This is a genomic window from Mesorhizobium sp. RCAM 05104, from assembly GCF_059683645.1.
Window position 1 is genome coordinate 287,079 of the sequence record NZ_CM185033.1, and the last position, 21,416, is coordinate 308,494.

Sequence of the window (21,416 nt, forward strand, 5' to 3'; positions counted from 1 at the left end):
ATCGTTCTGGCCAACCGCCTGCGATTGATCGGGAAAGGTCGCTGGCGTGCAAGCCAATCCTTCCCCTCCCAACGCCACCAAACCACACGATACGCGACGCTGCCCTTCCCCGAAAATGATTCAGATCAAGGCATGCCGCGGCCATCATGCCGATAAATGGCAAGAACAGGCGTTTGAGGAGGCATCCATGCAAGCCGAAACCATAATGACCGCGCCAGTGGTCGGAATAGCCCCGTCCGCATCTGTCGCCGAAGCGGCTCAGTTGATGCTCTCGAACAGGATCAGTGGCCTGCCCGTCATCCGCGGCGACGGCACGTTGGTTGGAATGGTCAGCGAAGGCGATTTCCTGCGCCGTGGAGAACTCGGCACCGAGCGCAAGCGTTCGCGTTGGCTGGAATTTCTCGTCAGCCCCGGAAAAGCCGCTGATGAATACGTCCGAGCCAACGGGCGACAGGTCGAAGAGGTGATGTCCGATGATGTCGTCACGGCAACCCGCGACGCTTCGCTCGCGGAGATCGTCGAACTGATGGCACGTCACCGCATCAAACGCATACCGATCGTCGAAGCCGGCAGGGTTGTCGGCATCATTGCCCGCTCCGACCTTCTTAGGGCATTGCTTCTCCCGCAGTCAGCCGTGGCCCCGATGTCCGTCGACGACGAACAGATCCGCCAGACTATCCTGGCCGAACTCGCTGCCCAGAAATGGGTTGCCAAGGACATGATAAATGTGACCGTCGACAAGGGCGTGGTGACACTGAGCGGCGCCATCTTCGATGAACGCGAGCGCCAGGCAGCAATTGTCGCGGCGGAAAACGCTGCCGGCGTCAAAGCCGTCAAGGATGACCTGTTCTGCGCCGACCCTCTGTCCGTCATTCTGGTTTCGTAGCGCCTGAAGCCAGCACCACGATCTTCTCGACGCGAACTGCGATGGATTGAAGCTCCCAAGCCGTCAAAACAGGAAGACTTTCAAGTCCAAGCCATGCCGCTGGCTAGATAGACGCCACAAGCCGATCGAGGAAGGACCGCTGGCCGGCAAGCATCTTTTCCCGAGCCTGGGCAAGATCCAGCCACTCACCACGATCGATCTCGGGAAAGGACTGCACGCGGCCACTGCGCGGCGGCCATTCCATTTCGAACATGTTGCTGCGCAGCGTAGCGGTGTCGAAATCGCCTTCGACCGCGAAGGCCGTGATGAGCTTGCCTCCGCGCTGGCGCAACTCGCGCAAGGGAAGCAGCGGTGCCCCGCCGAGCTCCCAGCCGGTTTCCTCGGCGAATTCGCGACGCGCCGCGGCCTCGGGTTGTTCGTCGTCGCCATACTCGCCCTTGGCGATGGACCACGCGCCGAGATCGCGGCTTTGCCAGAACGGGCCGCCCGGATGGACAAGCAGCACCTGCAGGCCGCTGTTCGACCTGCGATAGGGCAGGATGCCCGCGCTTTTCTTGGCCATGACTTCACGCCCTCGCCATACAGCCTGTCACCTGGGGGCAGGCTGAACAGGTCTTCCGCCGCGCAGCGCTCTCGGTCGCCGTGGGCATCAATACGACATGAAGCGGTTGATGCCGCTTTCCTCAATCAGCGAGCGCGTGACGCCGCCGAACGCCCATTCCCGCAGACGGCTGTGACCATAGGCACCGGAGACGATCAGGTCCGCATGGATCGACCGCGCAAATGTCAGCAACTGATCGCCATCAGCCTCGCCGGCGATCGATTCGGTTCGTGCCATGATACTGTGATGTTCGAGAAAGACCGCGACGTCGGCGAGGCTGTCGTGAATACTTTCATCGCGGTCGGTGTCGATTGTGGCAACGACGACTTCGTTGGCCTTGGCCAGAAAAGGCAGGGCATCTGCTATCGCCCGCCGCGCTTCCCTGGTGTCCTTCCAGGCAACCAGCACGGTTTTTGCCATGACATGCTCGACATTGCTCGCGGCAACCAGAACCGGTCGGCCTGCACCGAGCACGAGGCTGCCGACATCCACTGCTCGAAAGACATTTTCCCCTTTCTCGCTGCCGGTAACGATAAGATCGGCCACACGGGCCGAAACGCTCAGAAAGCGAGTCGGGCTGGAAACGGATTGCCCCCATTCGCTGAAGATCGATGCGGGAACCAGCCTCTCGAATTCGGCTCGCAATTCGGCAAGCCGCTTTTCGATTTCCGTGCGCTGGATCTGCATGATCTCCCCTTCGTAGACCATCCCGTTGCCTGTCGCGACCAGGGGCGGAACATCCGCAGCCGCCAGGCCGATGAGACGGGCGCCAAACCGCTCCGCAAGCTCGATCCCCAATTTCACCGTCGCTGCAGGAGGTGCATCCACGGCAAGATTCACGATGATTGACTTGTAGGACATGATGGGCGCCTCTCGTTGGACCGGTGAAATGCGAGGATGAAATGCATCCACCGACGCTCGATGCCTTGATGCGGGTCAAAAAGACTGTTTCTCAATTGCCGGTCCACTCGATCACGAGCCTCTGGCATGATCGGTTTTGCGTGGGCAGAGAGGGCGATGAATGATAACTAGGCCAAATTGCACGTCCCTACATCCAAGGACTTGATGTGAACGACAAGGAAACGCGCGTTTTGCCGACCGGTGAAACCATGCTGAAATCGGTGTCAGCGTTCGGTAACAGCGAGATTGGCAGGCTGATCATATCTTATGACTGGTCAATTTCGCCGGTTGGCCCGATAGGGTCGTGGTCTCAGACGCTGATCAACACCGTCTGCACCATGCTCCCGGCCCGCACGCCGATCGCCCTGTTCTGGGGGCCCGACCTTGTGGCGCTCTACAACGATGCCTGTGCCTCATTGCTCGCCGGAAAGCATCCGCTGGCGCTCGGTGGCCCGGCGTCGGCAAATCGAGCAAAGCTGTGGGACGACCTCGAACCATCGCTTCACAAGGTACGCACCTCCGGCGAGACTGTCTTTGCGCATGCGAAGCCACTGCAGAGTGAACGGTACGGCATTGCCGAAGAGGTCTATTTCGACATCTCATACTCGCCGGTCATCGAGGTGGACGGCACGGTCGGTGGGGTGCTGTGCATTCTGAGCGAAGTCACCGACCGAGTTCGCGGCGAGCAGCGGACCATGGCCGAGCATGACCGGCTGGCCCTGATGTTCGAGCAGGCCCCGGGGTTCATGACGTTGATGCGCGAGCCGGGTCATGTCTTCGAGTTGACCAATGCCGCCTACCAACGGCTGATTGGCGGTCGGCAAGTGATTGGGAAGTCGGTGCGCGAAGCCCTGCCCGAACTCGAGGGCCAGGGTTTCTACGAACTGCTCGACCAGGTGTATGAAACCGGCGAGCCGTACAGAGGTCGGGCAGTGAAAGTCGCGCTTCGCAAGAAGGATGGCGAATCTGTCGAAGAGCGCATTCTCGATTTCGTCTATCAGCCGATCAAGGCCGACGACGGCCGTATCGCGGCCATCTTTGTCGAGGGCACCGACGTCAGCGAACTTTCCTTCGCAAACGCTGCCCTTCAGTTGCGCGAAGATCACTTGCGTTCGATCCTGGCGACCGTGCCCGATGCCATGGTCGTCATCGACGAAAAGGGCCGGATCCAATCCTTCAGCACCGCGGCCGAAACCCTGTTTGGCTATCAGTCGAGCGAAGCCATCGGTCAAAACGTCAACATCTTGATGCCGGCGCCCTATCATGGCGAGCATGATGCCTATCTGCACCGCTACCTGACGACGGGCGAGCGCCGGATCATCGGGCTCGGCCGCACGGTGACCGGGATGCGCAAGGATGGCTCGACCTTTCCGATGGAGCTTTCCGTCGGCGAAATGCATCCGGGTACCGGCCGGTTCTTTACCGGCTTTTGCCGCGACCTGACCGAACGCCACAGGGCGGAAGCAAGGATACAGGAGCAGCAGCAGGAGTTGCTGCACATGGCGCGGTTTACCGCGCTTGGCGAAATGGCCTCGACATTGGCGCATGAGATCAACCAGCCTCTCACCGCCATCACGAACTACCTCAAAGGCAGTCGCCGACTGCTCGAGAAAAGCACGGAAGAGAATGCGCCCATGCTGCGCGAGGCTGTCGAAAAGGCAGCCGAGCAGGCGTTGCGGGCCGGAGATGTCATCCGACACCTCAGGGACTTCGTCGCCAGAGGCGAGAGCGAGCGTCAGGTCGAACGCTTGCCGACGCTGATCGAAGAGGCCTCGTCGCTGGCCCTGGTCGGCGCAAGAGAGATAAATGTCCGTGTCAGCTACAAGCTCGACCCGCTGGCCGAACTGGTCTTGACCGACCGCATCCAGATTCAGCAGGTTCTGCTCAATCTGATGCGCAACGCGGTGGAAGCCATGCAAGGTGCGCCACGCCGCGAATTGCACGTCATCACCGTCGCCCGGGATGACGGGATGGCCGAGGTCAGCGTGATCGACACAGGCACAGGGCTTGCGCCAGAGGTCGCGGCCCAGCTTTTCCAGCCATTTGTCACCACCAAGAAGCAGGGCATGGGTGTCGGTCTCTCGATTTGCCGTACTATCGTCGAATCGCATGGCGGCCATATCTGGGCGGAGGCCGCCCCTGGCGGAGGGACCGCTTTCCGCTTCACCTTGCGCATCGTTGAAAAGGGAGAGGTCGCCAATGACCGCTAATGATCTTGTGCACGTGGTCGACGACGACGTCGACGTCCGCAAGTCGCTTGGTTTTCTCCTTGCGACGGCCGACTTTGCCGTGCGCCTGCATGAATCGGCGACAGCCTTCCTGGCTACCGCGACAGGCGATCTCGATGGCTGTATCGTGACCGATGTGCGCATGCCCGGCATTGACGGCATCGAGTTCCTGCGCCAGCTCAGGGCCCGCGGGCAGGCGATACCCGTCATTGTCATGACGGGTCATGCCGATGTGGCGCTGGCCGTTCAGGCGATGAAGGAAGGGGCTTCCGATTTCATCGAGAAACCGTTCGACGATCAGGTTTTGATCGATGCGATCCGCTCAGCGTTGGACAACCGCAACCAGGTCGGTGCAACGCACCCACAATCAGCGGAAATTCATGGGCGCATGGCGTCGCTCTCTGAGCGGGAGCGGCAAGTGCTGGACGGGCTGGTGTCGGGTCTGCCGAACAAGACGATCGCCTATGATTTGGGCATCAGTCCGCGCACGGTCGAGATTCATCGAGCCAATGTCATGAGCAAGATGGGCGCGGGCAGCCTGTCGCATCTCGTGCGCATGGCGCTGATCGTGGAATCCAGACCCTAGGAAGCGCCACCCAGGGACTTGCCGCCGTCTGTCGGCATTGCCTTCGACTCCCAGTAGCGCCAATGGGTCGGGCGGATGTCGACGCGAACGCCAGTCGCGGCGTTCGTCCAACCCTGCCGCCCCTTTATGCAGGGAAATACGAGCGCATGTTCGCCGTCCTCGTCCAAGACGGCGAGTTCAAGGTCGCGACCAAACGGAGCGCTTAGGATTGGCTTCCACATCGCCATATGATGCGCGGAAGCGACAACTCCCGCCTTGATTTGAATCATATTCCGGCAAAGCAATGCGCCATCGAACTGGCAGTGGTGCGCTCCCCCGGCCAACGCCGGCGCGACTGGTGGGAAACCTGGCGCACTCAAGCCGGCTATTCCCCTGGTTGCCGACAGCGTCCCGCACGTCTTCTTCCGGATATCGATCGAGCAGGTGTCCGGACGCGAAGCGAGCGCGTGAGCCGCGGCGGCGACACCGACAGCATGCTGGCGAAGCACGTCGGCGACTGAACGGTTCGAGTTCGGCAACCGATCGACCGCGACCTTGACACCATGCAGGGCGGCTCCAGCGTCAACCGCGCCCTGGATGGGACCGGCCGATTGCCGCGCTGTTCGATGTCCCGTGCGCCCATGATTTCGGCGATCGTTATCTGCCCGCCGCAGAACTGGTCCTAGGTAGTTTCCCGTAGGGACATAACCGAATTTCGCCACCCACGGATTCGCGCGATTGCTGTGTCGCGGATCAACCGGGAAAACAGCCATGCACACCTACACGACCTCCAGAATTGCACTGCCGTCACGGTCCCCCCAGCCGACCCTGCCAGAGGCTTTCGAGCCCGCGCTGCTGCAACCGCTCAGCTTCTTTCCCGCCGGCGCGGAAATCTATGCCCAGGGCGAGAAGGCCGGGCCCTTCTATCAGGTCGAGTTCGGCGCCGTCCGCATCTACCGCCTGCTGGCCGATGGCCGTCGCCAGATCAGCGCCTTTCACCTGGCCGGAGAGACATTCGGCTTCGAGGCCGACAGCACGCATCATTTCTTCGCCGAGGCAATCAACGCCACCGGCATCCGCGTCTTTCGCTTCGCCACGGGTGCGGACATCTCGCGTCAGGTGCTGCCCCTGGCGCTCAAAGGGCTGACCAGGGCGCAGGAACACCTGTTGGTCCTCGGTCGCCAGAATGCCATCGAACGCGTCGCCGCCTTCCTCCTCGACATGGCCGAGCGGCAGGGTGGATTGCAGCCGATCGAGCTGCCGATGTCGCGCATGGACATCGGCGACTATCTCGGCCTCACCATCGAGACCGTGTCGCGGGTGCTGACCCGGCTGAAGGACAAGGGCGTGATCCGCCTCACCAGCCTGCGCAGCATCGAAATCGTCAAGCACGAAGCGCTTCAAGATATGAGCGAATGAGACTGGACCTGGTGATTTACGGGAGTGCCGCGGGTTGGAGACGGTGACTAGTAGCGCCGTCGATCCGCCCCACACGATTTCTTTCGGGGGCAAGCGTCCGCTTCCATGCCCGCCTCGCGTTTCAGGGCTTCCGGGCCGGCAGTGGTGGAGAGGGTTGGATTCGAACCAACGTAAGCTAAGCTAACGGATTTACAGTCCGTCCCCTTTAACCACTCGGGCACCTCTCCAGTCTGCCGCCGGAGCCATGCAACGAGGCATTCGCGCCAATTCGGACCCGAGTTGTATCTTCTCCGAAACCAGCGAAGCGCCTTATGGCGGCAAGGCTGGTGGGTGTCAACCGCGCAGCCAGGGTTTTTCAACCTTGTTCGCCGGCTGCGGCGACGGGCCATATCCTTAGCCGTAGGAGACGGCTATAGAAGCCGGTCATGAGCAACAACGCCAACACCCCGAAAGACACTCATTACGCCAAGCTTCGCCGCGCCTATCGCGACGAGAAAAGCGGCGGCGCGCCGGCCTTCCGGCCACGCCAGCCCGTGCCGCCCGGCGAAAACGCCGCGGACGGCCTGGTGCGACTCTACGGCCTGCACACGGTGCGGGCGGCACTCGACAATCCGCGCCGCAAGATCAGGAAGATGCTGGTGACGCGCAATGCGGCCGAGCGCCTGGAGATAACCGATCTCGCTGCCCTGCCCTTCAAGGCGGAACTGGTCGAGCCCAGGGATATCGACAAGATCACCGGCTCGGACGCCGTGCATCAGGGCGTGCTGATCGAAGCAGAGCCGCTGAAGCCCAAGCGACTTGATGCACTTGGGGATGCAAAGCTGGTTCTGGTGCTCGACCAGGTCACCGATCCGCACAATGTCGGCGCCATCCTGCGTTCGGCGGTCGCCTTCGGCGCCGGCGCGCTGATCACCACCGCGCGCCACAGCCCGCAGGAATCGGGCGTGCTGGCAAAATCCGCCTCTGGTGCGCTGGAGCATATCGACCAGATCGAGGTCAAGAACCTGGCCGATGCGCTCGGGCAATTGCACGAGGCCGGCTTCCGCACCATCGGGCTTGATTCGGATGGCCCTGCGGAACTCGAAAAAAGCTTTGCCGGAGAAAAAATCGCCCTGGTACTGGGCGCCGAGGGCAAAGGCCTGCGCCAGAAGACGCGTGAGACGGTAACGATCTTGGCGCGGCTCGACATGCCGGGAGCCATCCACTCACTCAACGTATCGAACGCCGCGGCGATCAGCCTCTATGTAGCGCGAGCATTCCTGAAGCGCGGCTAAAGCGGCAACCCGCTTGCCGAGAAGCATCTCCAGGCGAGAAACGGGTTCCGGCGACGCAGGAACCCGTTCTCCGACAGGGAAAGAGTTGGCGGCTTGGGAACGTTGCGCCGCCTTCTCCCGACCTATGCCGCTTTGCCTTTGACTTCGGCTGCGTCGCCGCCGACCTCGAAATTGGCCATCCGCTCCAGCGCGCGAACCAGCGCGGAGTGATCCTCCTTCGCGCCGCCATTGGCGGCGCAGGAATTGAACAGCTGCTGGGTGGTCGAGGTGTTGGGCAACGACACACCGAGCGCTTTCGCACCCTCCAGCGCGAGGTTGAGATCCTTCTGGTGCAGTTCGATGCGGAAGCCCGGCGCGAAGGTGCGCTTGACCATGCGCTCGCCATGCACTTCGAGAATGCGCGAGGCCGCCAGCCCGCCCATCAGCGCCTGCCTGACCTTGGCTGGGTCGGCACCGGCTTTCGACGCAAAAACAAGAGCTTCGGCGACAGCTTCAATGGTGAGTGCAACGATGATCTGGTTGGCCACCTTGGTGGTCTGGCCGACGCCGTTCGGTCCGACCAGGGTGATGTTCTTGCCCATCTTCTCGAAGATGGGTTTGGCGCGCTCGAACGCCCTTTCCTCGCCACCAACCATGATGGTCAGCGATGCCGCCTTGGCGCCGACCTCGCCGCCCGAGACCGGCGCGTCGAGATAGTCGCAACCAAGTTCATTGATCCTTCTGGCGAAGGTCTTGGTCTCGATCGGCGAGATGGAGCTCATGTCGATGACCAGCCTGCCCTTGGACAGTCCGGACGCGACGCCGTTCTCGCCGAACAGCACATCGGCCACCTGCGGTGTGTCGGGCACCATGGTGATGATGATATCAGCCGCTTTCGCCACGGCGGCATGGCCGGCGACTGACTTCAGGCCCTTGGCGACGAGATCAGCCGGCGGCTTGGAGCGGTGATCGCTGGCGATGACCTTATAGCCCGCGTCCAGCAAATGCCCCGCCATCGGCGCGCCCATGATGCCGAGGCCGATGAAGCCGATGGTTTCCATTGTGGTTCTCCCGAAAATCTTTGTTCGAATGTTCTTCGACGTTAGCACTGCCCCTCATCCGCCTGCCGGCACCTTCTCCCCGTATAGTAAGGGGGAGAAGGGAGATGGCCGCATCGCTGGCGCCCCCTCTCCCCGTTCTTCACGGGAGAGGGTGAGGGTGAGGGGCAGCGCAAATGCTGAGCAAATTCGCGCGAGCTAAGCCGCCGCGCTGCCCTGCCCGGCCAGATCCCGGAACCAGCCCAGCCCGGCCTCGGTGCCCGCCTTCGGCTTGTACTCCGCTCCGACCCAGCCGGAGTAACCGACGCGGTCGATGTGATCATAGAGGAAGGGATAGTTGATCTCGCCCGTCCCCGGCTCGTGACGGCCGGGATTGTCCGCAAGCTGGATATGCGCGATGCGGCCGAGGTTTGCCTCGATGGTACGGGCGAGATCCCCCTCCATGATCTGCATGTGATAGATGTCGTATTGCAGGAACAGGTTCTTTGACCCGACACGGTCGATGAACGCCAAGGCCTGATCCGAATAGTTGAGGAAGAAGCCCGGAATATCGCGGGTGTTGATCGGCTCGATCAGCAGCCTGATCCCGGCCTGCTCCAGCGTCTCCGCCGCGAAGGCGAGGTTTTCGGCAAAGACATCCTCAAGCACCTTGCGGTCGACACCCGCTGGCGCGATGCCGGCCAGGCAGTTGACCTGCTGGCAGCTAAGCGCCTGCGCGTAGGTGATCGCCTTGGCGATGCCCTGGCGAAATTCCGGCACCCGATCCGGCAGCACGGCGATGCCACGCTCGCCCTTGCCCCAGTCGCCGGCGGGCAAATTGAACAGCACCTGCGTCAGGCCGTTCTTCTTCAACCTCGCGGCGACGACATCGGGCGCGTGATCATACGGCCCGATATATTCGACGCCCTTGAAGCCGGCGCGGGCGGCGGCGTCGAAACGGTCGAGGAAGTCATGCTCGCCAAAGAGCATGGAAAGGTTGGCTGAAAACCGTGGCATAGTGCAATTTCCTCACAAGATGAATCAGTCGAGCATGACGATCGACGTCGGCGCGTCTTCGTGGCTTTCGGCAAGTTCCTCGAATTCGGTGACCTTGTCGATCTCGGTGCCCATGGAGATGTTGGTGACGCGTTCGAGGATGAATTCGAGCACGACCGGAACCTGGTGCTCTTTCATCAGCCGCTGCGCCTCCTTGAAGGCGGCGGCGAATTCCTCGGGCTTGCGCACCCTGACCGCCTTGCAGCCCATGGCCTCGGCCACCGCGACGTGGTCGACGCCATAGCCGGCCTCGGGATCGTTGGCGCGGTTGATGTTCTCGAAGGCGAGGCTGACCTCGAAATCCATCGAAAAGCCGCGCTGCGCCTGGCGGATCAGGCCGAGATAGGCATTGTTCACGACGACATGGAGGTATGGCAGCTTGTGCTGCGCGCCGACCGCCAGTTCCTCGATCATGAACTGGAAATCATAATCGCCCGACAGCGCCACGATGGTGCGGTCGGGATCGGCGGCGCGAACGCCAAGCGCCGCCGGCAAGGTCCAGCCGAGCGGGCCGGCCTGGCCGCAATTGATCCAGTTGCGCGGCTTGTAGACATGCAGGAACTGCGCGCCGGCGATCTGCGACAGGCCAATGGTCGTGACATAGGTGACATCGCGGCCGAACGCCTTGTTCATCTCCTCGTAGACACGCTGCGGCTTCAGCGGCACCTGGTCGAAATGCGTCTTGCGCTTCATGGTCTTCTTGCGACCCTGGCATTCCTTCGCCCAGCCGGACCAGTCGCGCAGCTTGCCGGCCGTCTTCCACTCGGTGGCGACGTCGAGCAGCATCTTCAGTGCTGCACCCGCATCCGAGACGACGCCGAGGTCCGGCGCGAAGACACGGCCGATCTGGGTCGGCTCGATGTCGACATGGATGAACTTCTTGCCCTTGGTGTAGACGTCGACGGAGCCGGTGTGGCGATTGGCCCAGCGGTTGCCGATGCCGAAGACGAAATCGGCTTCCAGCATCGTCGCATTGCCATAGCGATGCGAGGTCTGCAGCCCGCACATGCCGGCCATCAGCCGGTGGTCGTCGGGGATCGCGCCCCATCCCATCAAGGTCGGGATGACCGGCACGCCGGAGATTTCGGCGAATTCGATGAGCAGATCCGACGCATCGGCATTGATGATGCCGCCGCCGGCGACGATCAGCGGCTTTTCGGCCGCGTTGAGCATCGCCAGAGCCTTTTCGGCCTGCGCGCGCGTCATCGCCGGCTTGAACGGCGTCAGCGGCTCATAGGCGTCGATGTCGAACTCGATCTCGGCCAGTTGGACATCGACCGGCAGGTCGATCAGGACCGGCCCCGGCCGCGACGAGCGCATCAGATGGAACGCCTTCTGCAGCGACATCGGCACCAGATAGGGTTCCATGACGGTGACCGCCCATTTGGCGACAGGCGAAGCGATGGTGGCGATGTCGACGGCCTGGAAATCCTCCTTGTTCAACCGCGCGCGCGGCGCCTGGCCGGTGATGCACAAGATCGGAATCGAATCCGCCGCGGCCGAGTAAAGCCCGGTGATCATGTCGGTGCCGGCCGGGCCCGAGGTGCCGATGCAGAGCCCGATATTGCCTGATTTGGCGCGGGTGTAGCCTTCGGCCATGTGCGAGGCGCCCTCGACATGACGGGCAAGGACATGGCGGATCGTGCCCCTCGCCTTCAGCGCCGAGTAGAGCGGATTGATCGCCGCGCCCGGCACGCCGAACGCGCAGGAAATACCTTCCTTTTCGAGAACGAGAACCGCGGCATCGACAGCGCGCATCCTGGCCATTTTCCGGCCCTCCACAGGGTTTGTCATTGTTGGATGGCCGATGATGTCAGCAAGCCGGCTATTTTTCAATTTTTTCAGAATATTTTTTCATTTCTAGAAAACGACAGTTGATATCTGATTTCATTGTGTTTTCCGTTTTCCAAGAATTCGACCTCTCTTCGAGTGGAAAACTTTTTCATTGCGTGTTTTGCGAGATCAGCCAGAATGACGGCATGGAAACGACCGAGAAACGCCAGCGCGGCCGTCCACGCGCCTTCAACGGGCCTTCCGAGGCCAATTCGGTGCAGTCGCTCGATCGGGCCTTGCGCATCCTGGCCATTGTCGCCGAGGGCAGCGGCCTGTCCTTGAGCGAGATTGCCGCGCAGAGCGGGCTTGCCGCCTCCACCGCCTACCGCATGCTGACGACGCTGCAAAACCACGGCATGGTTGAATTCGACACGAGCGACCAGCTGTGGTCGATCGGCGTCGAGACCTACCGCATGGGCGCGGCGTTCCTGCGCCGCCGCAAGCTGGTCGACCGCGCCCGCATCGTCATGCAGGAACTGATGGAGAGGACCGGCGAGACCGCCAATCTCGGCGTCGCCGAGGATGATTGCGTGGTGTTTGTCAGCCAGGTCGAGACGCACCAGGCGATCCGCGCCTTCTTCCGGCCGGGCACGCGCAGCCCTTTCCATGCGTCCGGCATTGGCAAGGCAGTGCTGGCGCATCTCGAGCCGGAACGTGTCGGAACCATCCTGCGCAAGGCCGGGCTGCAGCGCTTCACCGACAAGACGCTATCCGACATTTCCGCCCTTGCCCACGATTTGGCGACGATCAAGCTGCGCGGCTGGTCTGTGGATGATGAAGAGCGGCACCCCGGCATGCGCTGCGTGGCCGCCGCCATCTTCAATGAATTCGGCGAGCCGATCGGCGGCGTTTCGGTGTCGGGGCCGACCGTGCGGGTAACGCCGGAGCGGCTGGCCGAGATCGGGCCCATGGTGCGCAGCGCCGCCGCCGAAGTGACAAGGATGATCGGCGGCGTGCAAGCCGGCTGATCAAGCTGCCCCGGGCAGCGCGCTCTTGGTCGCAATATCGAAGAAATCCAGCAGGATCGCCAGCCCTACTCCGCAGGCGGTCAGGATGATGCCGGCCATGAAGATGCGGTTGGCACGCTCGTAGATCTGCCGACGCAGCGAATCCACGTTGAGCAGCAGCGACAGCGCCCGCATCTGGAGGGCGATGCCGACCAGGATCGGCAGGACGGCGACAAGATGGTAGGTCTGCCATGGTATCGGGTTGGCCGCCCAATGCGTGACGAAGCCCAGCGAGAACGCCAGCAGGATGCCGACGGTGGTGACCGTGCCATTGCGGAAAACCGGCTCGATCAGGTCTTCCTTCGGGTCCTGATTGTCCAAGCCACCCTCCGTGTTGGCCATCGGAATAGACTAGACGCTCCGAAAATCGCTGTATAGCGCCGCTACATGGGATTTCACCGTCTTGCCGCGGCGTTCGAATGCATGCGAAAGGGCACCGATGAGGAATACGGCTCAGCTTCTGCTTGCCGCTTCACTTTGCGGATGCGTAACGACAGCGCCCAAACCCGATCCCGGCGACCAGCGCGTGAAACCCATTCCGATCTCGCTCGCCTTGGAGGAGATCATCACGACCGGCATTCGTCAGCGGCTGCAGGACCCTGCCTCAGCCAAGTTCGGAACGATCCTTGCCGGCGAACGGACCCTCAGCGGCCGCCGGGAGATCGTGGTCTGCGGCCATGTCATCGTCAAGAAATCTTCCGGCAGCCATGGAACCGACGAACCTTTCGCCGCCAGGATCTATCCAGATGCGGGAAGTACCTTCGAGCTCGTCGCGATAGGTGATGAGTCGCCGAAGACGCGCCTTCTCATTGGCGACGCCTGCCGTGCGGCCGGATTGGCGATCCAGGACTCCAAGCCGAAGGCTGATCTCTAAACGCGGTCTTCAGGCGTTCAAACGAAAGAAAAGGGGCTGCGTACAGCCCCTGTTTCCTGTGTTGGTAACCCTCCGCTCAAAGCCGGCAGTAGTGGCGATAGCCGTCGTAACCGATGTAGGTGTCGGAGTCCGGATCGTAGCTCGAATAGCGATCGAAGCAGCGGCGGACATGCCATGAGCCGCCGTCTTCGTCGACATAGACGGTACGCGGCTGCTGCTGGGCGAGCAGGCTGCCCAGGACAAACCCGCCGACACCGGCGGCGATGCCAATGCCGAGGTCGTGGTGATGCGAATGAGCTGCCGAGGGCTGGACGGTGCCGACCAACGTGGTGGCAGCGACGGTGGTGGCGATGAGGCCGGTAACGAGTGTGCGCTTGAACATGATGATCTCCTTGCTTCGTTGACCGAGGCGATCCATCCGCCTCTTGATCATCTGTCGTTGCGGCCAAGAAAAAGGTTCGAATCTTTTTTGATTTTTTAGCGCGACCCACCCGCTTGGCATGTCCAGCTTCGTCTCCGGCGATTGCGAAGGCCGCACAGAACGCAAGAAGGGCGGCCGAAGCCGCCCTTCTTGGGAGAATGGGGTCCCTCCATCAAAGGAAAATGATCACCTTGCCATGGCCGTGGTGATGATGGTTGTGGTGCCACCACCAATGCCTCTTGAAATGGTGATGATGATGGTGGTGATGATGGAAGCCGTGAGCCGAGGACGACTGGACGGTGCCGGCGAGTGCGCCGGTGGCGACGAAAATGGCGACGAGGCCCGATGTCAGAGTGCGCTTGAACATGATGATCTCCTGGATCCTTGGTCGAGGCGACCTATTCGCCTCTGGAGATCAGTCGGCGCGGCATGGGAAAAGGTTCGAAAGGTCGAGGAGATCTTTTGTGGCACGGCCTGGCGCACAAGCAAGTAGCGAAAGGCAGGAACACCAGAGTGCCCCGTCACTACTGACCATTCCCTATTCCCCATTCGCCCTCTCTCACCCCATGCCGGTGATATGGCGAAGCCAGAAGGCGAGCGCGATGAAGCCGATGATCGTGGTCACGCCGGTCCAGTCGATATTGGCCTTCTTCACATCGTTGATGAGCTTCACCAGCAGCATCCAGGCGATAACGACGATTGGGAGAATGATGACAAATCTGATCATGCGACACCCCGGTTCGAAGCGATTACACCTCCCTGATATGTAGGAAGCGGGTCTGCGGATTTCAGCATGCGCATTCGCTCCGTCATCCACCACGGCAGGTAACCGAAAACGGAGTTTTGTCTTTACTGGCGCAACAAATATGCTAACCGGAGCGCCGTGCCCTTGTAGCTCAGCTGGTAGAGCAGCGGTTTTGTAAACCGAAGGTCGGCGGTTCGATTCCGTCCGGGGGCACCAATAAAATCAATAACTTAAGTCCATATTCCCGCCGCTTGCATGTCGCATGCTGTTGCAAACCACTTCCGTTGATTCCCAACGTTTCCCGGCGACTAGCGGCACGTCCACGCGACATGGCCGCAACATGAAAAGCCGCCACCGTGAGGCAGCGGGCTTCTCCATTGCTTTCCTGCCCCTACCGGCGCCTACTGTGCACGCGCTTGTGAAAGCGCGTGGGGTGATCAATGGGCTGGCTTGGCAACAAAGTTCTTGGCTGGTCGACGAACGTTCAGAAGCGTGAGTTGGAGGAGTTTGTCGGACGGCTTCGAGCCTTAGACGGCCACGAGGTTGGCATGATTGTCGCCTGCGCTACCAATCACAGAAATATGGTCGCACAAACGAGAGGGTGGAACCTGCTGGAGCCCGCTCTCTGCGAAATGCAGGAACCCCTGCTGGCGCTGAAAATCGGGCAGCTTATCAAGGAATTGCAGACCAAGAACCGACCTGAGCTTGCCGTTGGCTTTTTCGTTTGGCTGCACTCTGTCCGGGCTGCGAACAATCCAGATCTGCGGCAACTCGGGCGCGATATGTGGAAAGAACTGGGCCGTGGTTTCGAACACGTTGAAGACGCTGCGGAAGGTTTCGAGACGCTGACGGGATTCGAGTTCAAGACCGACGGGTACGATGCATATCCCGCCGGTCTTACGCCGGCCCCGGTGTGAGGAAATCGTGGGCGATCATTCCGCTTCCGAAATTAAAAGCCCGCCACCGAGAGGGAAGCGGGCTTCAAGTGTCCGAAGGGCAATTGATCAGGCTTTGGTGTCTGCCTGTCTCGTTTTTGCCAACTCCAAGACATTAAGCGATTCCCCGGTCTTCCTTCCCACCATCCGCAACAACCTCACGATGTCGCCAACGGCTTCGTTGACAAGCGCGTCTTGGCCCAGCCCGGGGATTGTCTCCATCGCCAGTTCGCAAACGCGGACTATCGCGCATGCATCATAGCCGCGATCGATATCAGCCTCGGTGATTAGGCCCCGATCCGGCGCGACAGACAGGGCGGCGTTCATGCGACACCCCCTTTCCGAGCGACGCGCGCAATGTCGGCCATGATATAGTTGATGTCGTCGCCTTCGAACTCCCACACCCGATGAACCCGCGCCTTGGCCGCGATGTCGCCAAAGCTTTGGGCAGGGCATCGCACGAGCCGATTTGCGGCGGCGTAGGCGCGGTCCAACTGGCGCACGAAAGCCCGATCCATCTTGGCGAAGCCCGTGCGGCGCCGGGCCAGTCCATCGGCCTTGGCATAGGTGCGTATGGCCTCGGCATATTCGTCGGCAGCGTTGCCGAACGATTTGAAGTCGCGCAATTCACCAATCGTCAACCGGCGGATGGCCTCGATTTCTTCTGGCGAGGTTTTCCGCATAACCGGCCTCACCAACTTTTCGCGTTCCGCAAAATAGGCTATCTCAGCCGCGTTGTGTTCTGGCAACATTTCCCGATGTTTCTGCCATTCGGTATGAAAGGCGGCTTCAAGCTCGGCAACCTTGCTGATAGTCGCGGCCGGCGCCGGCTTCGCAATCATAGCAGTTGCAGCGAGAGCAAGCCCCGCACCAGACAGATTGAGCAGGCGGCGGCGGTCGATATTGGGCATACCTTCGGCGGCAGCCCGAACAGAGGTGTTCGGCATGTGGTTGGTTCCTTGTTAACTAGTAAAATTTACCTGTTCACCATGAATTGGAATTAGCTTGCCGTCAACAGCAAACTATGAACAATTACTAGTTAGATAATAGAGGGACATAGAATGCTCACAACCGGAAATCAGCTTCGCGCCGCCCGCGCCTTGGTTGATATGGACCAAGGGACGCTTGCGAAGCGTGCCGGGATCAACATCAACACGATAAGCGCTATGGAGAAGAAAGGCGCCCATGGTTTGACTAGCGGTCTCGACAAGGTGCGCGCCGTCATGACCGTTCTTGAGGAAGCTGGCATCGAGTTTCTGAATCACGGAAGCCCAGGGGTTCGGTTGCGGTCGAAGGGATAACGACATGCGAGTTTTGGTTTTAGCGCAATGCTTGCTGCTCGCCGGGCCATTGGCTGCGGAGGCACAAACCTTCGGCCTCGTTGGTGGAGGTATGGACTCATGCGGGCAATGGGTGAGCTCGTCCAACAATGGGATGCACGTCGTCTATATGAGTTGGGTGCTCGGGTATCTCTCGGCGTACAGCATGATGAAAGCGGTTCGGACCGGTCAAGATACTCGGTTGTCCCAAAGCGATTTGCAGGCCTTGGACCTGTGGATGACCAACTACTGCAACGCCAATCCGCTGAAATCGATCAACGATGGCGCTTATGCGCTTGCCGTCGAGTTGACAAAGTGACTGAACCCACACCCCGCACCCGCATGTCGGCAAAGCGGCTACAAGCCATCTTCACCGAGCATTGCACCGGCCACAACGTCGCGCCGTGCTGGTTCGGGCGCTAGATTTCGATCGCCATCCATTTCGCCCAAAACGGATCGTGTGCCCTATTGTCGCTCAACGCGCTGAAAGAAGTCGCTCATTGTTCGCCCCACTCGATCGCGAGCTTTCCACCCAGGGCATAGATGCCCCGCACGATAGCTCCGTAGTTGAAATATCTCTTTGCCCGCTTTCCCTTCCAACTCTTATTTTTGAAGTAGCCTCCTCCGTTTGCAAAGAGGTCCAGGTCCTGCATGGATAGTTTCCGTTTGAAACACTCTTCCCTCAGGCGATCAAGAAGGTCATCACCCGTAGTGATGTAGGCAGCCCTGGGTCGAGACAAATTAAGTTTCTGCCCCTTGTGCATAAGACTTGCCGAGCTACGGTTCGGAAATGCCTCAAGCAATTCTTTGCGGCTGGCGGTGGTGAACATCTTCCGGAATCGGGATTGCTCCTGCGCTGTCCAGATGGGCAATCTTTTGGCTAGTTGTAATTCGCTGCAATGATGCCTTATCGCTAAAATGGTCCGATGAGGGAGCGCTCTGCATAGGGCCTGATAGTCTGGGAACAGCTCGCGGCATTTCCCGTTTTCTTCTTCAGACCAGATCAGTGCGCCGGAGGCGGTGACACCTCGCTTCCGAAGTCGACGTCGTCGACTTTGGGCGCTGTTGGCGTGCTTCGAAATGTCGGCTAGGTACATCGCTGCTCAGTCCCTCTTTCTCGACCGCCGCCCGCCGCGAACGATCTGATGTGGTCAAGAAGGCACTTTCCAATCAAGAAGCGATTCCGTCACCGATAAACACAGGGTCAACAGGGATTGGTGTGGACGGAAGCCTCTTGTGAGAGGAGCTAGAATCCGCAAGCATCTTGCTATGGCCCGAATATCCATCGCCGACGAGCTCGAAAGCGCCGCCAACAGGATTGCGGATATGTCGCGGCCGGATCTGCAGATCATCTTGCGGCGTGCGGCGCTCATGCTCCGAAATGTGGCTGGCGTGCCGCTGGACCCGGCGACCGAAGAAGCTCTGAACTCCATTGCCGCCGAGATGAAGATAGGTCGGTCGGACCTCGTCCAGATCGTATTGAGGGAGTGGTTGGAGACGAACGCCTATCTGCCAGTGCATGAGTTCGATGACGACAGCGAGACAGAGGGGCGCGCGTGACGCCCCATCATCGTATTGCGCCGCTGAGGTGCCTCAAGTATTAGCTGTCCAAACAACAAAGGGATCAATCAGCATATGACCGTCCAAACAACCGCCGGCCCAGAGCTTATCGAGCTTACAGCGGATATTGTTTCTGCCTATGTAAGCAATAACCCATTGCCAGTTGCGGGCCTATCGGACCTGATCGCATCGGTTCACTTGTCGCTGACGAGCGTTGGCGGGCCGATCGCGCCGGCCCTAGAGCCGCAAACACCTGCGGTCAACCCGAAGAAGTCGGTGTTTCCCGACTACATCGTCAGCCTGGAAGATGGGCGCAAATTCAAGTCAATGAAGCGCCATCTCGGCTTGTTAGGAATGACGCCTGACGCCTACCGCGCCAAATGGGGATTGCCCCGTGACTACCCGATGGTAGCTCCGAACTACGCCGCAACTCGGTCGGCGCTCGCCAAGGCTAGCGGGCTCGGCCGCAAGGCTGCGGCCTTTGAGGCGGTGCCGCAGCCTAAGGCTAAGCGGAGGGCGAAGGCTGGCCGCCCATCCTGACGGGCACCTGCGAGAAGTGAGCCTAACACACCTAGGGCCAGAGTCCGTCGAACGGATACAATAGGATACCCAATTGGCGTAGTCCCTCCCGTGAGAAATGTTGATATGTTTCCAGGGTTGTTAACCGAAGCTTGGATGATCCCGGCTTCAGCGAACATACGGGAGAACTAACATGAGAAGCGCAATATTTAGGGTGCTGGCTATCGTCGTCCTGTGCACTACCGCGGTCGCAACGACGACCAGCTTCAGCATGGCTGGTGACCCCCGCGATGCTGGCCACAAGCCAGGTGATAGAGGCAATTGAAATCAGGCAGGACCGCCGCGCGGTCGATGATGCCAAGCGCAGCCCATGCGACGCGTTTGAATTCCCATCAAAAGCCCGCTGCTTCACGGTGGCGGGCTTTTACAAGGGTGTAGGCCGGGTTGCGTGCCGGTTTTGTAGGTCGAGCGGCAAGAGTGGGTCACACCCATCCCTCGCTGCTTAGCGATATGAGCGGCTCCTCAGAAGCAACGGCTATTTTCGCGTCGACTGAATCCTCAGAAGGCCGTCAAGCTTCCCTACGATCAATTCTAAATTATGGTCCATTGCGGACAGCGCTATCGCGATATGCTCTAGGGCTTCGGCAATTTTTTCGTCGGTCTTCATTTCGCCTGTGATGTCTGGTATCGGATTGAACGGGCGAGTAACCCCTTTTGGCCCTGACTTGCGTATGCGCTGCATTGTGCATTCCTCTTAAAATCGGATGAAAGCACGAATCCTGGCATGCAGGTGAATCTTGATCCGCTAATTTAGCAGTGCCTTGAACGGCAATCCCGACCGCTTTAGAATGCGGTCATGGAATCCGAGCGGATGAAGACAGCGATCATGGTGGCCATTATCATCGCCATTGCCGCCGGGTTTGGTGTCCTGGTCTCGGTTATCGCCCTGTATACCGGGGATGCTCCGACGAGCAGCGTGGAAAGCGCTACCCAGCCGTAGGGGAATGGCGGGGGATCCCGGTTCCATATATGTTCGATCCCTCCAAGGGAGGGCGAGGATGTTTGGTATCGAATCTTATAAAATTGTTTGGGGTGTGCTATTTCTGATCGTTGAGTTTCTTCTGGTTTATGGGGCGCTCCACCAGATCGTAGTTCCGGAAATCGGGAACTCCCGTGACGCGAAGCGCTTCAATGAGAGCGTCAAATATGCAACTAGCGCGATGAACACGCTAGCGGTTGGCATGATAGCGGCGGCTGTGATAGTACCTGCCATTAACCAGCAGACCATACAATTGTGGTCATTAAGTTGGGCGTCAGCCGGTTTCGCCCTACATATCATGGGGCACTTGACGCTTAGCTTGATGAAAAAGGAGGACGGCTATGAATGAATTCCTAGTTTTCGTGCCTCTCGCGGCACTGGTTTTCGGCGCTGCGCTTTATTTTGCGCTACGCGGGCGACCCAAGGACAAGCACCATTCGCTGTTCGGACATTAAGACGAAGCCCGCCTAGGCGGGCTTTTTCTTTGGGGTTTCGTCCTTCGGTGGAACCGCCTTCACCACCTTTTCAACACGCGGTCAAAGGCTTCCTCTGACTGGTCAGTTTCCAGCTTGCGCGCGGCTTCCCAGGAACTTCGTGAGGGGTAACCTACGCCCCTCACTCGAAGGTCGGCTTCCAGTCGCGATTGCGCTTCGCCTGGAGGGCTTCGTAATCAGGAACAACCGTGAAGAACACAGGTTGGCGGTCACGTCCTGCAGCGTTGCGAACAGCCGGACCAGATCCCAATGCATGGAACCGTGGTCCGCGCCGAGCCGATTGATAAGCGCTTGGATATCGAGCTTTGTCGACCTGCAGCACGCCGGATGCCCGCAGTTCAAGTAGATGGTCTCACGGGCGGCCACGGTATCGGCGAGGGTCTTGTGGGGCATGGCAATCTCCGATGATGGGATCGCCGCAACGGAAGAGTGTATTCCCGATCCCGATAGCGCCGGCAAGTGAAATGCGCTTATTCCGGCAGGCCTGGGTCATAGTGGACGATGGCATCGAGAATCGTTCGATAGAGGCTGTCGACTTCCTCATCGATTTCTTCCCGCTTGATGCCGAGCGCCTTGGCGTCGGCGATCACCTTGTGTGTGAGTTCGTCGACTGAGATGACGTCCGCCGTCGTCGTCTCCGGGACATTGTTGATTAGCCATTGATCTAGGAAGTTGATGCCGCGTGTGCTCATCCAAACCAGCCAAACGTGAGGCTAACCATCACC

The 21,416-nt window shown here is 60.1% G+C and carries 29 protein-coding genes and 2 tRNA genes; 15 read left to right on the top strand and 16 right to left on the bottom strand.

Annotation, left to right across the window (positions count from 1 at the left end; translation table 11 throughout):
- Positions 1-187: 187 nt before the first annotated feature.
- Complete coding sequence (locus AC56QP_RS01505; RefSeq protein WP_489863422.1) at positions 188-886, top strand: CBS domain-containing protein; 699 nt, start codon at positions 188-190, stop codon at positions 884-886.
- Between the two features lie 103 nt (positions 887-989).
- Here the strand turns inward: AC56QP_RS01505 and AC56QP_RS01510 are convergent, their stop codons facing one another.
- Both AC56QP_RS01510 and AC56QP_RS01515 read right to left on the bottom strand, forming a co-directional pair.
- Entirely contained in the window at positions 990-1,448 is a 459-nt protein-coding gene (locus AC56QP_RS01510) for an NUDIX hydrolase (RefSeq protein ID WP_489861202.1), read from the bottom strand.
- Positions 1,449-1,535: 87 nt separating this feature from the next.
- Complete coding sequence (locus AC56QP_RS01515; protein WP_489863421.1) at positions 1,536-2,348, bottom strand: universal stress protein; 813 nt, start codon at positions 2,346-2,348, stop codon at positions 1,536-1,538.
- Positions 2,349-3,082: 734 nt separating this feature from the next.
- Here AC56QP_RS01515 and AC56QP_RS01520 point away from each other — a divergent pair.
- Both AC56QP_RS01520 and fixJ read left to right on the top strand, forming a co-directional pair.
- Positions 3,083-4,597, top strand: a complete 1,515-nt coding sequence (locus AC56QP_RS01520; RefSeq protein WP_489863420.1) for a PAS domain S-box protein — start codon at positions 3,083-3,085, stop codon at positions 4,595-4,597.
- Positions 4,587-5,201, top strand: coding sequence for a response regulator FixJ (gene fixJ / locus AC56QP_RS01525; protein WP_489861201.1), 615 nt, complete (start codon positions 4,587-4,589; stop codon positions 5,199-5,201). Before AC56QP_RS01520 ends, fixJ begins: the two co-directional genes overlap by 11 nt.
- Here the strand turns inward: fixJ and AC56QP_RS01530 are convergent.
- Complete coding sequence (locus AC56QP_RS01530) at positions 5,198-5,953, bottom strand: hypothetical protein (RefSeq protein WP_489861200.1); 756 nt, start codon at positions 5,951-5,953, stop codon at positions 5,198-5,200. The two genes, fixJ and AC56QP_RS01530, sit on opposite strands and share 4 nt — an antisense overlap.
- Between AC56QP_RS01530 and AC56QP_RS01535 the strand changes: the two genes are divergently transcribed.
- Entirely contained in the window at positions 5,952-6,599 is a 648-nt protein-coding gene (locus AC56QP_RS01535) for a helix-turn-helix domain-containing protein (RefSeq protein WP_489861199.1), read from the top strand. The genes AC56QP_RS01530 and AC56QP_RS01535 overlap by 2 nt on opposite strands.
- A gap of 142 nt (positions 6,600-6,741) precedes the next feature.
- Here AC56QP_RS01535 and AC56QP_RS01540 read toward each other — a convergent pair.
- Positions 6,742-6,826 (bottom strand) — tRNA-Tyr (locus AC56QP_RS01540).
- A gap of 198 nt (positions 6,827-7,024) precedes the next feature.
- On the opposite strand from AC56QP_RS01540, the gene AC56QP_RS01545 reads away from it, so the two are divergent.
- Complete coding sequence (locus tag AC56QP_RS01545) at positions 7,025-7,873, top strand: TrmH family RNA methyltransferase (RefSeq protein ID WP_489861198.1); 849 nt, start codon at positions 7,025-7,027, stop codon at positions 7,871-7,873.
- Positions 7,874-7,995: 122 nt separating this feature from the next.
- Here AC56QP_RS01545 and AC56QP_RS01550 read toward each other — a convergent pair whose 3' ends face one another.
- From AC56QP_RS01550 to gcl, 3 genes are all read right to left on the bottom strand, one after another.
- Complete coding sequence (locus AC56QP_RS01550; RefSeq protein WP_489861197.1) at positions 7,996-8,913, bottom strand: 2-hydroxy-3-oxopropionate reductase; 918 nt, start codon at positions 8,911-8,913, stop codon at positions 7,996-7,998.
- Positions 8,914-9,108: 195 nt separating this feature from the next.
- Positions 9,109-9,906, bottom strand: a complete 798-nt coding sequence (gene hyi, locus AC56QP_RS01555; protein ID WP_489861196.1) for a hydroxypyruvate isomerase — start codon at positions 9,904-9,906, stop codon at positions 9,109-9,111.
- 24 nt (positions 9,907-9,930) lie between these two features.
- Positions 9,931-11,712 (bottom strand): glyoxylate carboligase, encoded by a 1,782-nt coding sequence (gcl, locus tag AC56QP_RS01560; protein WP_489861195.1) that lies wholly within the window; start codon positions 11,710-11,712, stop codon positions 9,931-9,933.
- A gap of 212 nt (positions 11,713-11,924) precedes the next feature.
- On the opposite strand from gcl, the gene bhcR reads away from it, so the two are divergent.
- Complete coding sequence (gene bhcR / locus AC56QP_RS01565) at positions 11,925-12,746, top strand: HTH-type transcriptional regulator BhcR (protein ID WP_489861194.1); 822 nt, start codon at positions 11,925-11,927, stop codon at positions 12,744-12,746.
- Here the strand turns inward: bhcR and AC56QP_RS01570 are convergent, their stop codons facing one another.
- Entirely contained in the window at positions 12,747-13,106 is a 360-nt protein-coding gene (locus AC56QP_RS01570) for a hypothetical protein (RefSeq protein ID WP_489861193.1), read from the bottom strand.
- A 118-nt stretch (positions 13,107-13,224) separates the two neighbouring features.
- On the opposite strand from AC56QP_RS01570, the gene AC56QP_RS01575 reads away from it, so the two are divergent.
- Positions 13,225-13,659: a hypothetical protein gene (locus tag AC56QP_RS01575; RefSeq protein ID WP_489861192.1), complete on the top strand. Its 435-nt coding sequence runs from the start codon at positions 13,225-13,227 to the stop codon at positions 13,657-13,659.
- 76 nt (positions 13,660-13,735) lie between these two features.
- Here the strand turns inward: AC56QP_RS01575 and AC56QP_RS01580 are convergent, their stop codons facing one another.
- The 3 genes from AC56QP_RS01580 to AC56QP_RS01590 all read right to left on the bottom strand — a co-directional run bounded on the left by AC56QP_RS01580 (position 13,736) and on the right by AC56QP_RS01590 (position 14,807).
- Positions 13,736-14,041: a BA14K family protein gene (locus AC56QP_RS01580; protein WP_489861191.1), complete on the bottom strand. Its 306-nt coding sequence runs from the start codon at positions 14,039-14,041 to the stop codon at positions 13,736-13,738.
- Between the two features lie 211 nt (positions 14,042-14,252).
- Positions 14,253-14,447 (bottom strand): hypothetical protein, encoded by a 195-nt coding sequence (locus AC56QP_RS01585; protein ID WP_489861190.1) that lies wholly within the window; start codon positions 14,445-14,447, stop codon positions 14,253-14,255.
- Positions 14,448-14,639: 192 nt separating this feature from the next.
- Positions 14,640-14,807: a hypothetical protein gene (locus tag AC56QP_RS01590; protein ID WP_489861189.1), complete on the bottom strand. Its 168-nt coding sequence runs from the start codon at positions 14,805-14,807 to the stop codon at positions 14,640-14,642.
- A gap of 158 nt (positions 14,808-14,965) precedes the next feature.
- Here AC56QP_RS01590 and AC56QP_RS01595 point away from each other — a divergent pair.
- Positions 14,966-15,041, top strand: a tRNA-Thr gene (locus AC56QP_RS01595).
- 224 nt (positions 15,042-15,265) lie between these two features.
- Positions 15,266-15,742: a hypothetical protein gene (locus tag AC56QP_RS01600; RefSeq protein ID WP_489861188.1), complete on the top strand. Its 477-nt coding sequence runs from the start codon at positions 15,266-15,268 to the stop codon at positions 15,740-15,742.
- Positions 15,743-15,829: 87 nt separating this feature from the next.
- Here the strand turns inward: AC56QP_RS01600 and AC56QP_RS01605 are convergent, their stop codons facing one another.
- Complete coding sequence (locus tag AC56QP_RS01605; RefSeq protein WP_489861187.1) at positions 15,830-16,087, bottom strand: hypothetical protein; 258 nt, start codon at positions 16,085-16,087, stop codon at positions 15,830-15,832.
- Positions 16,084-16,707 carry a hypothetical protein gene (locus AC56QP_RS01610; RefSeq protein WP_489861186.1) on the bottom strand — a complete coding sequence of 208 codons (624 nt, stop codon included), beginning with the start codon at positions 16,705-16,707 and terminating at the stop codon, positions 16,084-16,086. Before AC56QP_RS01610 ends, AC56QP_RS01605 begins: the two co-directional genes overlap by 4 nt.
- A gap of 114 nt (positions 16,708-16,821) precedes the next feature.
- On the opposite strand from AC56QP_RS01610, the gene AC56QP_RS01615 reads away from it, so the two are divergent.
- Together AC56QP_RS01615 and AC56QP_RS01620 are read left to right on the top strand one after the other, a co-directional pair.
- Complete coding sequence (locus AC56QP_RS01615) at positions 16,822-17,061, top strand: hypothetical protein (protein ID WP_489861185.1); 240 nt, start codon at positions 16,822-16,824, stop codon at positions 17,059-17,061.
- Positions 17,062-17,065: 4 nt separating this feature from the next.
- A complete protein-coding gene (locus AC56QP_RS01620; protein ID WP_489861184.1) occupies positions 17,066-17,398 on the top strand; it encodes a hypothetical protein in 333 nt (110 codons plus the stop codon).
- Between the two features lie 178 nt (positions 17,399-17,576).
- Here AC56QP_RS01620 and AC56QP_RS01625 read toward each other — a convergent pair whose 3' ends face one another.
- Positions 17,577-17,909 carry a hypothetical protein gene (locus AC56QP_RS01625; protein ID WP_489861183.1) on the bottom strand — a complete coding sequence of 111 codons (333 nt, stop codon included), beginning with the start codon at positions 17,907-17,909 and terminating at the stop codon, positions 17,577-17,579.
- Between the two features lie 439 nt (positions 17,910-18,348).
- Here AC56QP_RS01625 and AC56QP_RS01630 point away from each other — a divergent pair, with 439 nt between their 5' ends.
- Positions 18,349-18,639, top strand: coding sequence for a hypothetical protein (locus AC56QP_RS01630; protein ID WP_497100847.1), 291 nt, complete (start codon positions 18,349-18,351; stop codon positions 18,637-18,639).
- 75 nt (positions 18,640-18,714) lie between these two features.
- The gene (locus AC56QP_RS01635; RefSeq protein ID WP_489861181.1) at positions 18,715-19,179 is read left to right on the top strand and encodes a Ros/MucR family transcriptional regulator; all 465 of its coding nucleotides are present in this window, start codon (positions 18,715-18,717) and stop codon (positions 19,177-19,179) included.
- Between the two features lie 514 nt (positions 19,180-19,693).
- On the opposite strand, the gene AC56QP_RS01640 is transcribed toward AC56QP_RS01635, so the two are convergent.
- Entirely contained in the window at positions 19,694-19,900 is a 207-nt protein-coding gene (locus tag AC56QP_RS01640) for a hypothetical protein (protein ID WP_489861180.1), read from the bottom strand.
- A 129-nt stretch (positions 19,901-20,029) separates the two neighbouring features.
- Here AC56QP_RS01640 and AC56QP_RS01645 point away from each other — a divergent pair, with 129 nt between their 5' ends.
- Both AC56QP_RS01645 and AC56QP_RS01650 read left to right on the top strand, forming a co-directional pair.
- Complete coding sequence (locus tag AC56QP_RS01645) at positions 20,030-20,158, top strand: hypothetical protein (RefSeq protein ID WP_489861179.1); 129 nt, start codon at positions 20,030-20,032, stop codon at positions 20,156-20,158.
- 58 nt (positions 20,159-20,216) lie between these two features.
- The gene (locus AC56QP_RS01650) at positions 20,217-20,546 is read left to right on the top strand and encodes a hypothetical protein (RefSeq protein WP_489861178.1); all 330 of its coding nucleotides are present in this window, start codon (positions 20,217-20,219) and stop codon (positions 20,544-20,546) included.
- Positions 20,547-21,161: 615 nt separating this feature from the next.
- Here AC56QP_RS01650 and AC56QP_RS01655 read toward each other — a convergent pair.
- Positions 21,162-21,383, bottom strand: a complete 222-nt coding sequence (locus AC56QP_RS01655) for a DUF768 domain-containing protein (RefSeq protein ID WP_489861177.1) — start codon at positions 21,381-21,383, stop codon at positions 21,162-21,164.
- Positions 21,384-21,416 lie beyond the last annotated feature (33 nt).